This is a genomic window from Actinomadura sp. HBU206391, from assembly GCF_014323665.1.
In the GTDB taxonomy this organism is placed as follows: domain Bacteria; phylum Actinomycetota; class Actinomycetes; order Streptosporangiales; family Streptosporangiaceae; genus Actinomadura_C.
Genome location: NZ_JABVEB010000067.1, coordinates 17,784 through 30,830, shown reverse-complemented (window position 1 = coordinate 30,830; position 13,047 = coordinate 17,784). Strand labels below are relative to the sequence as shown.

Here is a 13,047-nt window from a genome sequence, read left to right as displayed (position 1 = left end):
CGGACAAGACTCGCCACACCGGAGCACGAGCCCAGGCAAACTTGACGCGGTACAAACCACGGCCGAGGGCTTCCCCTGCTGGGGGAGCCCTCTTGGCTTGGTGGAGAGGGTTCTAGCCGGTCGGGTCGCCGGGGCGGCGTTTTCGGCATAGGCGGAATCCGATGTTTGGGGTCATGTGCCCTCCCCATTCGCCGTCACGCCAGGTCACGGCAGGGCGCGACATCCGGAAGGAGGCGGTGACGGCGTCTGCGCAGTCGGCCCAGGAGCCGCCGCGAAGCACTCGCTCCGTTCCAGTGGATGGGCCGGTGGGGTTGCTCCCGGGGCTGGTCCGGTAGTAGTCCGCGTCGTACCAGTCGGATGTCCATTCCCAGACCGATCCGGCCATTGCATATAGGCCGTACCCGTTGGGCGGCAGGCGGTGCGTCGGCAGGATGGAGAAGTCGTTGAACCGGTCGAAGTCGCAGAGTTCCGCGTTGGGCGGTACGTCTCCCCATGGGTAGCGGCAGCCGGCCAGCCCGCCGCGAGCGGCCCGTTCCCATTCGGCTTCGGTCGGCAGGCTATAGCCAATATCGGAGGTGGACAGTCGTTCGCAGAGTTCCTCGGCCTCTTGCCAGGCGACGCTCACCATCGGCTTACGGCCGTAGCCCCATGGTCGCCGAGGATCATCCCGTTCTGGCTCACCGAACATGGTCCGGGAGCCGACCTTCTCGCCGTCCCCACCGGTCCATTCATGCGGAGAAGTGTGCGCATGCCAGTCGAGGGCGCGGGTCGTCTCATCCTCGCAGTACTGCAGACGGATTTTGTTGGCCTCGTGGAGGATGAAGCCGGGCGGCACCCTTCCGTGCCCTTTCTCCGGGATCTGTTCCGGGTGTCCGGCGGGTGGTGGTTCCCAGCCCATGAGGTCGCAGTAGGTCGCCCAGCTCACCGGGGTCTCGGCCAGCCAGTAGTCACCGAGTCGTACCGGGTGCACCGGGCGCTCGTCCGGTTCCCCGGTGTCGGAGCCCATGAGGAATGTGCCGGCCGGCACATATCGGAAAATGATGCCGTGTTCCTTGATGGCCATCTGGTCCAGTAGGGAGCGGCGGGCATCGGTCACCTCGGCATCGGAGGGTGCGAGCAGGTGTGCCTGGTCGTAGGCGGTCGCGGCGGCGCGGAGGTCCCCGTTGGATTCCAGGTCGCAGGCGAGCCGGAGCAGGTCTTGGGCATTCCCCGTCGGAGCGTGGTCCGTGTAGAGGCGTTCGTGGTCGGCTCCCATCCCGCTACCGACCTGTCACATCGAGGATGACGAGTGGATTGTGGACGATCCCCGGCGATCCCGTGTCGGTGGTCTGCGCGGTTATCCAGGGATCAGGTGCGTTGATCGAGCCGTTGAGCACCAGCGCGCGGGCGCGGCAGCCGCCGGCGAAGCCGGCCCCGCTGGCCGGCTCGGTGTGGGACAGCGTCCGTATCGATTGGAATCCGGAGCTGTTGTGCCAGATCTCGGCCAGGGACTGTTCTCGGACATTGGCCGCGACGAATCTGGGGCCCAGGAAGCTGCAGGGGTTGACATCACCGGATACCGAAATGGAGCAGACCAGGTTGCCGGCCCCGCAGCCGTAGTTCTGGTGGATCACAGACTGGGTCTCCTGGCGCGCCTGGGGGCTGAACGGGTCGATGTGCCGCACATCGATGGGCGCGTTCCGATCCATCAGTGCCAGTTCGTTGAGTGCCGTGTTGTATTCAGCGAAAGTCGGCATCAACTCCTGGTGCTGGGTGGCGATGCCCACCGGATACAGCGGACGGAACACAGCGGTGTCCGCGCCGACCGTATGAGCCAGCTCCGCGCACGCCTGGATCTCCGCGAGGTTCGTCCGCATGATTGTGAACGCCAGCGTGAATCGGGCATGCTCACGGAGCATGGCCAACCGGTCCAGCACTTTCGCGAACGTGCCCGGCCCACGCACCTTGTCGTTGGTCTCCGCCGTCGCGCCCTCCAGGCTGACGTTCAGCCAGACCAGATCACGCTTGCCGAACTCCCGGGCAATCTCCTCGGTGATGAGCAACCCGTTGGTCGTGATGCAGGGCGCCAGCCCGCGTTCCAGCGCCATGTCGATGACGCGGAAGATGTCCTTGCGCAGCAGCGGTTCCCCGCCGGTCAAGCCCAGCCGGAAACTACCGAGCCGGGCCATCTCGGCGAAGACCCTGTCTATCTCCGCCAGGCCGAGCCGCTTCTCTCGACGGGGCAGTTCGCCGGCGAAACAGTGGGTGCAGGTGAGATTGCAGGCCGAGACGACTTCCAGGTGCACAGCGAGAGGACCCACCAGATGATCGGCGGGAACCTCGAGACCGCTGAGGACCGTCCCGGCGAACCGGCCCTCCACCGTGAAGAATCCCAGCTCATGGAAGTGCTCATAGAACCGGATGAGCCGGTCGAAGCGTTCGTCGTCGACCTCGTCTGCCAGCACCTGCTTGACAGGGACGTCGACCAGCCGGGCGAGCACAGTGGTGGAATCCGCGTCGAACGGCAGGTATCGCGACGTGCGGCGGTCGAACACAAGACTGCCGAAGAACTGCGGAATCAGGACCAGCGGAGACCGCTCAGACATCGTCACCTCCGGTCACCGCACCACCCTGAACCGACTCGGAGATCTCGAAGGCCTTTCTCACCCACACCCGGGTGCCGTCCCCGGTTACTCCGAGCCCGACCCCGCCCTTCTCTGTCACCTGGTTGATTCGGTATCGATCCGGGTCCCGCTTCGGGTCTGCCGGCGGTCGCCGCTCCTCCCGCAGCACCATCGACGACCATCCCGAGTCATCGAATCCTGCACGTGTCCAGGCGTCGTCGACCGGTTCCTGGAAGGTGTACCGCCAACTCCCGTCCGCAGCCGACAGTACCGATACCTCTCCGCCCCGTGCCCCCGACGAGCGCACACGGTTATCGCCATCCGGTTGATACCGTCCGGCAAAGATCAGCACCATAAAGGCCGGATCGATCTCACCGATCTCGAATGCCAGGACATGCTCCCCGAAAGAGACCAACGGACGCGCCGACTCGGGTGGCGGACCGTCCAGGAACGCGCGGTATTCGCCGGCGCTGTACAGCCACAGGGTGAGAGGAACACCGTCCCGCGGATTACGCCACCGCAAGACCACTCCGCCGCAGCCCGCCGGAACCTCGCAATGCCCATGCTCTTCCAGAACGTACAGCGGAGATGTCTTGGAATACCGCGACAACGAATTGAGCTTGAGTTCCCGCCCGTCCATCCGCGCTCCCCGATGATCCGCCAAGTCCCGCCGAACCTACCAGAACAGCCCAAATCCAGGCCCTGTGTACAGGCTGGGCGACGATCTATCATTGCGATCGCACTCGTCTGCCGCAGTGCGGTCGCGACGTCGTAGCCGCCGACGCAGACCGCTGCCCATTCGAAATGGTGTCATGGCCGAGAAGGCTCAGCGATGGTAAGGCGGGCTGATTGTTATTGTTTCGCGTCTGCTGCCGTCGGCCCCCGTCGCGCCGTGCCCATCGAATTGTGGGACCCGGAGCGGTTTCAGCCGCAGCTTGCCACCGAGACAGAGGGACTGGCCACGGCCTGAATCCCGTGGAGGCCCTCCGTGCCTACGTGATCTACTGCCCGTGTGGGCAGCTCGAACATGGAGTACCGCGGATCTGGTTTCTGGGTTCGCGACTACCAGTCCGAAGTGTGGCTGTACCTCCTGGCGCAGGAAGCCAAGACGATCCCCGAGGCTCCCGCATGGCTCGCCGGCGCCCGGGTCGACTGGGAGATACAGGCCACGGCCGGCTTCATGGGATGCGTGTCGTCCTGCCTGGACGACCATCTCGGAACGGAGCCCGATCGCGTTGCGCTTGCGCTTGACCTGTCGGAGCGGGTCCTGCGGCGACTGCTCGCGTGGTCTCCCGCCATCCCAGAGGATCTCGTGAACTCCTTCGGCTCGGGCGGCGAGCAGGAGTCATTCAACGCGGACCTGCCCACCGGCCCACTGCTGGCATGCGGTCGTGCCTTCATCAGCCTGCTCCGCGGAGAGTTCCCACCCGGATACGACAGGTGGGCGCTCTGAGATCCCAGGCGGAGAGACCTACAAGGGGCACCAGATCGCCGTGGCTGATCGTCACTGCCGTGCCGTCTTCGCCGTGCTGTTCGGTGCCATGAGACCGCCGTCGACGGCCCGCTCGGTGGGGCAATCAGCACTTCCTCCGAACGCCGCTGACCCTTCCGTGCCATCACGTGAGGGCTTTACGCAGATCCTTGAGAACGAGCAGCAGATGCAGGGGGTCTGTGGGACTTTCGTCGAACTGCGCCGGCTTCAGGTAGAAGGCGCGTGCGCTCTCACAGTGGATCAGGAGGGCCCGGACGCCGATCAGGTCCGCGGCGGCGTTGACCCGCCGCAACCACTCACTCTGGGCGGCGGAACCGCAGTCGAACTCGTCGATCTGGTGGGTACGGATCAGCGGTTCGACGGGAGAGAGCTTCACTCGACGTGGTCGAGCACGGTCGGATCCGTCATCAACCGGCGGAGACCCGGAACTTCTCGCGCAGGCTACTTTGAGGCTGCGTCGAAAGCAGCCCACGCCTGTTCGTCCAGGATGAATGCACGGCGGTCGGCGAGTACATTCGACGCCGCTGCGGTGGCGGCGGACAGGACGAAGGCCGACACGTTCAGTTGGGTTAAAGCGGCTCGGATTCTTCGTCATGAAGGCGCGATGGTCGACGAGCTCACGGTCATCGCGGTCGCAGGCTACGGTGAATGCTGAGCTGGTTGGCGAGGCTGTGCCGGCTGAGGCCGCTGAGCAGGAGAGGGGAGTGTGGAGTGCCGGCGCTGCCGCGGATTCCGCCGGAGATGTTCCGGTTCACTACGACCGACCGTGCCGACCTGCACACCGCGACCCTGCATGTGTTCGGGGAGGCCAACGAACGGCTGGAGACCGCCCTCACCTTCGACGAGGTCCGTGAGCGGCTGCGCGGGGTGGGCTGGTACGCGCCGCTCACCGATACCGAGCTGACCGGTTCTCTCACGCAGCTGGTGGGCTGGCAGTTGCTGGACGTCGTCCACGACCACGCGGGCAACTACGCCACGGCGCAGGAGTACGAGCGCAAGAACCTGCAGTACTCGCTGACCAAGCGCGGTGAGGCGGCGTTCGCGGGGGTGCAGCACGCGCTGACCATGCTCAGCTCGTCCGGTGCCCTGCAGACGGCCGTGCTGGACGCCGTCGGCGACCGGCTGAACGAGCTGCACAGGCTGCTCGGGGACGACGATCCGACGCGTAACCGGCGGATCTTCACGACCCTTCAGGAGCTCGAAGGGCACCTCGACGCGCTGCGGGGCAACACCAAGCGGTTCAACGGCGAGCTGCAGCGGCTGCTGCGTGCCGAGGGCGCCGATCTCACCACCTTCCACGAGGTCAAGAGCGCCACGGTGGCCTATCTGCAGGAGTTCGTCACCAACCTGGAACAGCGCGCCGACACCATCCGCGCGGCCCTGCTGGCCGTGGAGGAGCAGGGCGTCGGTGTGCTGCAGAGCCGGGCGCTGGACGGTGCCGAGCTGCCCCCCGTACCCGGCGCCGATCCCGCAACGGCCTGGCTGGCGGCCCGTGCCGCCAAGTGGGAGGGGCTGCGCCTCTGGTTCCACCCCGGCGACGGGTCGCTGCCGCGCGTGAGCCGGCTTCATGACGTGGCCAGGCGGGCGATCGTGTCGTTGCTGCAGGTGCTGGATCGAATCATCGAGTCGCGGCGGCGTTCCTCCAGTGCCGCCGCGGACTTCCGCGTCCTGGCCCGCTGGTTCGCCACCGCCCCGGCGGAGGAGGACGCCCACCGGCTGTGGGGGGTCGCCTTCGGCCTTTCGCCGGCCCGGCATGCTCATCTCGGTCACGCCGACGCGGAGCTGATCCCAGTGGGGGTCCCTTGGAGTGAGGCGCCCCCGGTCGAGGTCTCGGCGCTGCTGCGCGCCAAGGGCAGGACCGAGCGGATGGGCCGCACCGGCCGGGTCCGTGATGTGGGGCGGCTGCGGGACGAGCGCCGGGCCCGCGCTCAGCGGGAGCGCGCGGAGCTCGAGGCGGCCTGGCAGCGGCTGGCCACCGGCGGCAACGTACGGCTGTCGTGGTTCGGTGAGCTCGATCTGGAGACCTTCGGCAGGCTACTGGACCTGCTGGGACGGGCGCTGGCCGAGCGCCCGGGCGGCGACGGGTTGCGCCGTGCGGTCACCTCGGACGGCCGTGTCGAGATCCTGCTCCGGCCGCCCCTGGACGGCCGGGTGGCCGAACTGCGCACGTCCACGGGCCGGCTCAGCGGTCCCGACTATCTCGTGGACGTGCACACCCTGTCGGTGGACGGGCCGGCGGCCGCGAGCCCGAAGGCGGCCGTGCTCCGGTGAGCACGCTGGCCAACCAGCTCGTCAGGGCGGAGAAGGAGGAGCTCGCGCGGGCCATCCGGCTGCTGCTGGCCCAGCCGCTGATCTCGCTGCACGCCGACCCCGACGACTTTGATCTGATCCGGCGGCGGCACCAGCCGCTCGTTCAGTGGTTCGACTACTACTGCGGCTGGCGGCTGGTGGTGGAGCCCCGGCTGGGTTACGCGCGGCTGCTGAAGGTACGCGCCGACGCCGATCCGTCGCGGCCCGCCCGCCGCCGGCGTACGACGCGCGCGCCCTTCGACCGGCGCCGTTACACGCTGCTGTGCCTGGTCGCGGCCGAGCTCCTGGCCACGCCGGTCACCACGATCGGTATGCTCTCCCAGCGGGTGATCCAGGCGGCCGCCGCCGATGAGCACATCCCCGCCTTCGATCCGGTGCGCGCCGAGGAACGGGCCGCCTTCGTCGACGCCCTGAAGCTGCTGGAGCACTACGGCGCGGTGACCACGGTGGACGGTGCGACCGACGCCTACCTGGACAGCGAGGAGGCCAAGGTGCTCTACCGGGTCGACGCCACCCGGGTGACCCGCCTGCTGGCCGCACCGATCCCACCGTCGCAGCTGGCGGCGGCTCTCGACGACTCCGCGGACCGGCCGGATCTCGCCGCGCTGGCCGTCGAACGGCGCTACGGTTCGGCGGCCCGCCTGGGTGACGAGGAAGGCCCGGACGACCTGCTGGGTGAGGTGTCGGAGACGCAGCGGAACCTCTGGGCGCGGCACTCGCTGATCCGCCGGCTCCTCGACGACCCAGTGGTCTATCGCGAGGAGATGACCGCCGTTCAGGTCGCCTACGCCGCCTCGCTCACCGGTCGCCAGATCATCCGCCGGGCCGCCGAGGAGGCCGGGTTCGTGCTCGAGGAGCGAGCCGAGGGATATCTGCTCGTGGATCCGGATGCCATCGCGACGGATACCAGGTTCCCGGGCGACGGCAGCCACGCCAAGGTGGCGGCGCTCCTCCTGCTGGATCTGCTCACCGCGGCGACCGGCCCGCTGCCGGCGGCGGACGTGGAGGCCGAGGCGGCCGGACTGCTCGAGCGTTTCCCCCGATGGGCGAAGGCCTACCAGTCCGATGGCGGGGCACGGCGGCTGGCCGACGACGCCGTGGAGATCCTCTGCTCGTTCGGGCTTGCCCGCCGGGTCACCGCCACGCCCGGATCCACACCCTTGATTCGCGCGCTCCCGGCCGCCTACCGCTACACCGTCAACCGTGGTGCGCTCGATGAGCAGGAGGAAGGCGTGCAGCCGTGACCGTCACCGAGCTCGTACCGCCGGCCCGGCAGGTCTCCCGGCCGATGCCACGCTGGCGGCCCACCCGGGCCGGCATCCTCAACGTCTGGCGCTACTACGACGAGGTCTTCGAGTTCCACCACGGTCGGATGTTGCTGCGCGGCCCCAACGGCAGCGGCAAGTCCAAGGTCCTGGAGCTGCTACTGCCGTACGTTCTGGACGCCAGCCTCAAGCCGAGCCGGCTGTCCACCTTCGGCGGCACCGAGCGGACGATGCACTGGAACCTGATGGGTGACGGTCATACGGGCACCACCCGGGTCGGCTACGTGTGGCTGGAGTTCCACCACCCCGGCGGCGATGACGACCCGCCGCGCTGGTTCGGCTGCGGCGCCCGCCTGCAGGCCACCGCCAACACCAAGAACGTCACCGCCGCGTACTTCACCACAGGGCTGCGGATCGGTGTCGCCGGCGGGCTCACGCTGACCGGTGACGCCGGCCAGCCGCTGACCCGCGGGCAGCTGATCGAGGCGATCGGTGACGCCGGCACCGTCCACGACTCGGCCGACTCCTACCGGACGACGGTCCGGCAGACGCTCTACCGCGGGTTGAGCGAACAGCGCTACGACTCCCTGCTCACCGCTCTCCGACAGCTCCGCACACCCAAGCTGTCGGAGCGGCTGGACCCCGGCCTGCTCTCCCAGCTGCTGTCCAGCGCGCTGCCGCCGCTCGGGGAGGGGGAGATCCATGAGATCGCCGAGGGCTTCGAGCGGCTGGACCGGCAGCGCGAGGACCTCCGGCTGCTCGACGAGCATCTGCAGGAGGCCGAGCGCCTGGCGTCCCGGCAGCGCACGTACGCGCAGAGGGTGCTGCGGGCCGGGGCCGCCGCGCTCAACTCCGCGACGTACGTCATGGAGGAATGTGCCGCCAAGGTCAAGGCCGATCGCGTCGAGCATGACGACGCGTGCGCCGCGCGTGATGAGGCAGGCCGGCGGCTGAGTGAGCTGGAGGAGCTCGGCCGGACCCTGTCCGCGCGTATCGACGGCCTGGTCGAGAGCGACGCCTACCGGGCCGGTCGTGATCTGGACACCCTGCGTGAGAGTGCCGGCAAGGCCGAACGCGACGCGAGCCGCTCACGCGATGATGCCGTACGGCACGCCAGGGCCGCTCAGGTCAAGCGGTCCCAGGCCGAACAGGCGAGGACGGTCGCCGACGGTCACCGTGCATTGGCCGGACGAGCCGAAGGGGAGGCGGCGCGCGCCGCCGAGACGGCGGGGTTCACCGCCGTCCATCTCGAGGCCGTCGCAGCGGTGGGGGAGGCCGGCGGGATCGAGGGCGAGGCCGCCGCAGAGGGCGGCGCCGGGCGTTCCCCGGTGGGCGCGTCCGGTGCGGGTTCTCTCGGCGTACGGCGCGCCCGGGAGCTGCTGCGAGCCGCGGTGACGAGCCGCGAGACCCAGATCCGTGAGCTGCGCACGGCGCTCACCGAGCACGGCACCGCCGTCCAGCGCCGGACCGAGGCCGAGCAGGATCGCGACGAGAGCAGGGGACGGCTCGAGACCGCGACCGCCAAGTACCTCGCCGCCCGCGACGTCCACACCCAGGAGGTCGGTCGGCTCGCCGCGGACCTCGGGGACTGGGCACGCGCCTGCACGCAACTCGCCGCGCTCGACGCCGACGAGCTCGCGGCGGCCGCCGAGGATCATGATCGGGCCGACGAGCTCGTCAACTCCGCCCGGGCGGGCGCCGTCGAGCGGCTGGCGAAGGCCGAGAGCGAGCTGAACGGCGGGCTGGAGGACCTGACGCGGCACCTCGGCGAACGCATGCACGAACGCGAGCGGTTGGGCCGTCACTCCGACCTCGAACCAAGGGCGCCGCACACTCGCCAGGCCGACCGCTCCGCCAGGCCGGGTGCGCCGCTGTGGCGGCTGGTGTCGTTCACCGACGCACTCGATCCGGCCGCTCAGGCGGGAGTGGAGGCCGCGCTCGAGGCCGCCGGTCTGCTGGACGCCTGGATGCTGCCGGGCGGCGGCCTGCTCTCCGGCGAGCGCGATGCCTTCGTGCTCGCCGAGCTCTCCCGGCCCGCACCGGGACGCAGCCTCGCCGACGTGCTCGCAGTGGAGACCGGCTCGCCGGTCCCCGCCGACCGCGTCCGCTCCGTGCTCGCCGGGATCGCCTTCGGCGCCGCCGCCGATGAGACGGGCCATCCCGCTGCGGTCGGCACGGACGGGACGTGGCGGCTGGCCTCGGCCACCGGCCGCTGGAGCAAGCCCGAACCGGCCTTCATCGGCGCGACCGCGCGTGAACGGGCCCGGCGCCGCCGGATCGCCGAGCTGACCGAGGAGATCGAGGCACTCGAGGAACAGGTGGCCTCCTGCGAGCGGGCGCTGCGGAACCTGGACCGTGACCGGGCCACGCTGGGCGAAGAGCTCGAGCGCAGGCCCCGGCGGCAGCCGGTCATCGACGCCGCGGGCGCGCTCGACCGCGCCGAGCAGGAGGCCGGCCACTGCCAGGAGGGGCTCGACCGAGACCAGCGGCGGCTGCGCGTAAGGGAACAGGCCGTCGCCGCGGCGCTGCGGACGCTGACCGCCCTCGGTGCCGGGCATGGGCTGCCGGTGAGCGCTTCGGCTCTGGACCGGCTGGAGGCGGCCGTCCGTACGGCGCACACCAACGCGGCCGGCTGGCTCGACCACTGCGAGGCGGCGCGGAATGCTCGCGAGCACGCCGCCACCGCCGCACGTACGGCGAAGGACTACGAGGACGTCTCTGAAGAGGCCGCGCGGCGGGCCGCAGAGGCCGCGGAGACCGCCAGTGAGCTCGCGGAGAAACTGTCGGCCATCGACGCCACCATCGGCGTGGAGCACCGCCAGGTCCTCGACCGGCTGCATCAGGCGCGCGCCGAGCTGGTCAGATGCAGAGACGGCGGGCGGGCCCTGACCGGCGACCTCCGGGAGCTCGAGGGACGTATCGGGCGGCTGGGGGCCGCGGTCGAGACCGCCGAGGCGGAGCGCGTGGCGGCGATCCGCGCCCGCGACCGTGCCGCGGAGCGGTTCCGGCATCTGATCGGCGGTCATCTGGGCGCCGATGCCCGGCTCTCGATCGACCTGCCCGAGGACGGTGGTGTCCGCGCGACCCTGGAGTCGGCGCGCGCCGTCGCGGCCGCCCTTGACCGGGTGCCGCATGAGCCGAAGAACATCCGCGACGCTCAGGCCCGGCTGTCCGAGGCGGTGCACCACGCGCGGGAGGTCCTTGCCGAACGGGCCGACCTGGAGCTGGTGGCCGACGAGGACGTCCAGCTGCTCACCGCCACGGTGAACGGAGTACGGATCGGGGCCGGCCGCCTGAGCGAGTCACTCCGCCACGAGCGCGACCAGCGGCGCGACGACATCACCGACAAGGAGCGGGACCTGTTCGACCGGACGCTCGCCGGGGACACGCGACGGCACCTGGCGGACCGGATCCGCCAGGCCAGTGGTCTGGTCGACGGCATGAACCGGCGGCTCGAGCGGGTGCGCACGGCGTCCAGGGTCGCGGTGCACCTGGTGTGGCAGGTCGATCCGCAGCAGTCCGCCGGCACCCGGGCCGCCCGTGAGCTGCTCCTGCGCGACCCCGCGAGGCTGAGCGAGACCGACCGCGAGGCGCTGTACCGCTTCTTCCGGGACCGCGTCGAGGAGGCCCGGGCCGCCAATACCGCAGCGAGCTGGGAGCAGCAGCTCATGGAGGTGCTCGACTACACGGCCTGGCACCGCTTCACCGTACGGCTGGACCGGGGCGACGGGCGTGGCTGGCAGGACCTCACGCGCAAACTCCACGGGGCACTGTCGGGTGGAGAGAAGGCCATCGCCCTGCATCTGCCGCTGTTCGCCGCAGTGGCCGCCCACTACCAGACCGACCTCGAATGCCCACGGTTCATCCTGCTCGACGAGGTCTTCGTGGGCGTCGACAGCACCAACCGCGGGCAGGTGTTCGACCTGCTCGTGAACCTCGAGCTGGACCTGGTGCTCACCTCCGATCATGAGTGGTGCAACTACCGGGAGCTTGACGGCATCGCCATCCACCAGCTCATCACCGGGGCCGACGGGGACGGCGACGATGCCGTCACGACGGCACGATTCGTCTGGACCGGGAACGCGCTGCTCTCCACCGGGGTGGAGGGGGACGACGACGTGCCGTCCGGCAGGCCCCGATGAGCGTCCCCGACCGGCTTCGCGCTACCGAGCTTGAGCCGGTCTGGGCGGCGCTGCATCACCGGCTCTCGTCGGGACGGCCGGTCAGCCGGGTGACGGTCGACGGGCTGGACGCGGCTCAGCAGGCGGCGCTGGCCGACCTGCTCGGGCTGGATCGCTATCCGGGAGAATCGACGGTACTGTCGCTGGCCCGTCTCGACGCGGTACTCAACGAGATCACAGGGTTGAACGCCCGCGCCGTCACCGAGGCGATCATGGGGCCGCTCGACGACCGGGCCGGTGCTCGCGCGGTCAGGGAACACGAACGCGCCGAACTGTGGTCCTGGCTCGGCCGGCATCCGGCAGTGACGGCCGAGCCGTCGCTCCAGGCATGGGTCGCCGACGTCCGGCGCGCGGGAGTGGTGGGCGGGTCGGCGCGGGCGACCCAAGAGCTGCTCGAACAGGCACTGGCCGTGCTGGCGGCCCTCCCCGGGGCGGGCGGGCCGCTGCCCGCCCTCGCCGCCGACGCGGTCGGCGACCCGCACGCCCTGGACGACGGCCAGCGGCTGTCGGGCCTGGTGCTACGGGCGCTCGCGACGCTGTATGGCGTGCCCGTTCCCGACGGGGCGCAGAGCCGCCGGGCGTTGTGGGAGCGGGCCGGTATCGCCTGCGACGAGCTGTCCACGCTCGTGCTGGCAGCGGGGCTCCGCCCGTGGGGCGGCGGAGCGCTGGGGGAGACCCTGCGGATCTGGGCAAGCGCGGGACAGACGGCCGCGATCACATTGGCGCAGCTGCGCGATGCGCCTGGGCTGCCGATCCGTGGAGGCAACATTTGGGTGGTGGAGAACCCGTCCATCCTCGCGCTGGCAGTGCAGCGGTTCGGCGCCGACTGCCCGCCCATGGTGTGCACCTCGGGCTGGCCGAACAGCGCCGGAGTGCTTCTGCTGCGTACCTTGAGACGGTCCGGTGCGATACCGCGCTACCACGGTGACCTCGACGGCGAGGGCATCAGGATCGCCGCGTACACCCTGGCCAAGTGCGATGCCGTTCCGTGGCGCATGGACCGCGCCGACTATCTGGCTGCGCTCGAGACGCTGCCCGCCGATCGGATCGGGGTACGCCTGCCCCCAGGCAGGATCACCGAGGCGCCATGGGACGGCGACCTCGCCGAGGCCCTGCGTACTCACGCGGTCGCCGTGCCCGAGGAACTGGTGGTCGGCACGCTTCTCGCCGATCTCGAGCGGGAAGCGTGAGGGCGA

10 protein-coding genes are annotated in these 13,047 nt (G+C 70.0%); 5 read left to right on the top strand and 5 right to left on the bottom strand.

What is annotated here, in order from left to right; translation table 11 throughout:
• Window positions 1-112 precede the first annotated feature (112 nt).
• From HKK72_RS20250 to HKK72_RS20240, 3 genes are read right to left on the bottom strand one after another with little or no spacing between them, the layout of a single operon-like run.
• Window positions 113-1,255 carry a formylglycine-generating enzyme family protein gene (locus tag HKK72_RS20250; protein WP_187235961.1) on the bottom strand — a complete coding sequence of 381 codons (1,143 nt, stop codon included), beginning with the start codon at window positions 1,253-1,255 and terminating at the stop codon, window positions 113-115.
• A 4-nt stretch (window positions 1,256-1,259) separates the two neighbouring features.
• Complete coding sequence (locus tag HKK72_RS20245; protein ID WP_187235960.1) at window positions 1,260-2,585, bottom strand: radical SAM protein; 1,326 nt, start codon at window positions 2,583-2,585, stop codon at window positions 1,260-1,262.
• Window positions 2,578-3,243, bottom strand: a complete 666-nt coding sequence (locus HKK72_RS20240; RefSeq protein ID WP_187235959.1) for a hypothetical protein — start codon at window positions 3,241-3,243, stop codon at window positions 2,578-2,580. Before HKK72_RS20240 ends, HKK72_RS20245 begins: the two co-directional genes overlap by 8 nt.
• Window positions 3,244-3,615: 372 nt before the next feature.
• Between HKK72_RS20240 and HKK72_RS20235 the strand changes: the two genes are divergently transcribed.
• Window positions 3,616-4,056, top strand: a complete 441-nt coding sequence (locus tag HKK72_RS20235) for a hypothetical protein (protein ID WP_187235958.1) — start codon at window positions 3,616-3,618, stop codon at window positions 4,054-4,056.
• A gap of 163 nt (window positions 4,057-4,219) precedes the next feature.
• Here HKK72_RS20235 and HKK72_RS20230 read toward each other — a convergent pair whose 3' ends face one another.
• Both HKK72_RS20230 and HKK72_RS20225 read right to left on the bottom strand, forming a co-directional pair.
• The gene (locus HKK72_RS20230; protein ID WP_187235957.1) at window positions 4,220-4,471 is read right to left on the bottom strand and encodes a hypothetical protein; all 252 of its coding nucleotides are present in this window, start codon (window positions 4,469-4,471) and stop codon (window positions 4,220-4,222) included.
• A 65-nt stretch (window positions 4,472-4,536) separates the two neighbouring features.
• The gene (locus tag HKK72_RS20225; RefSeq protein ID WP_187235966.1) at window positions 4,537-4,680 is read right to left on the bottom strand and encodes a DUF1778 domain-containing protein; all 144 of its coding nucleotides are present in this window, start codon (window positions 4,678-4,680) and stop codon (window positions 4,537-4,539) included.
• A gap of 126 nt (window positions 4,681-4,806) precedes the next feature.
• On the opposite strand from HKK72_RS20225, the gene HKK72_RS20220 reads away from it, so the two are divergent.
• Genes HKK72_RS20220 through HKK72_RS20205 form a run of 4 tightly spaced genes read left to right on the top strand, consistent with a single transcriptional unit; the run spans window position 4,807 to window position 13,041 of the window.
• Window positions 4,807-6,366, top strand: coding sequence for a TIGR02677 family protein (locus tag HKK72_RS20220; RefSeq protein WP_315987349.1), 1,560 nt, complete (start codon window positions 4,807-4,809; stop codon window positions 6,364-6,366).
• Complete coding sequence (locus tag HKK72_RS20215) at window positions 6,363-7,649, top strand: TIGR02678 family protein (protein WP_187235956.1); 1,287 nt, start codon at window positions 6,363-6,365, stop codon at window positions 7,647-7,649. Before HKK72_RS20220 ends, HKK72_RS20215 begins: the two co-directional genes overlap by 4 nt.
• Window positions 7,646-11,812, top strand: a complete 4,167-nt coding sequence (locus tag HKK72_RS20210) for a TIGR02680 family protein (RefSeq protein WP_222720914.1) — start codon at window positions 7,646-7,648, stop codon at window positions 11,810-11,812. The genes HKK72_RS20215 and HKK72_RS20210 overlap by 4 nt, the downstream gene beginning before the upstream one ends.
• The gene (locus HKK72_RS20205; RefSeq protein WP_187235955.1) at window positions 11,809-13,041 is read left to right on the top strand and encodes a TIGR02679 family protein; all 1,233 of its coding nucleotides are present in this window, start codon (window positions 11,809-11,811) and stop codon (window positions 13,039-13,041) included. Before HKK72_RS20210 ends, HKK72_RS20205 begins: the two co-directional genes overlap by 4 nt.
• Window positions 13,042-13,047: the final 6 nt, after the last annotated feature.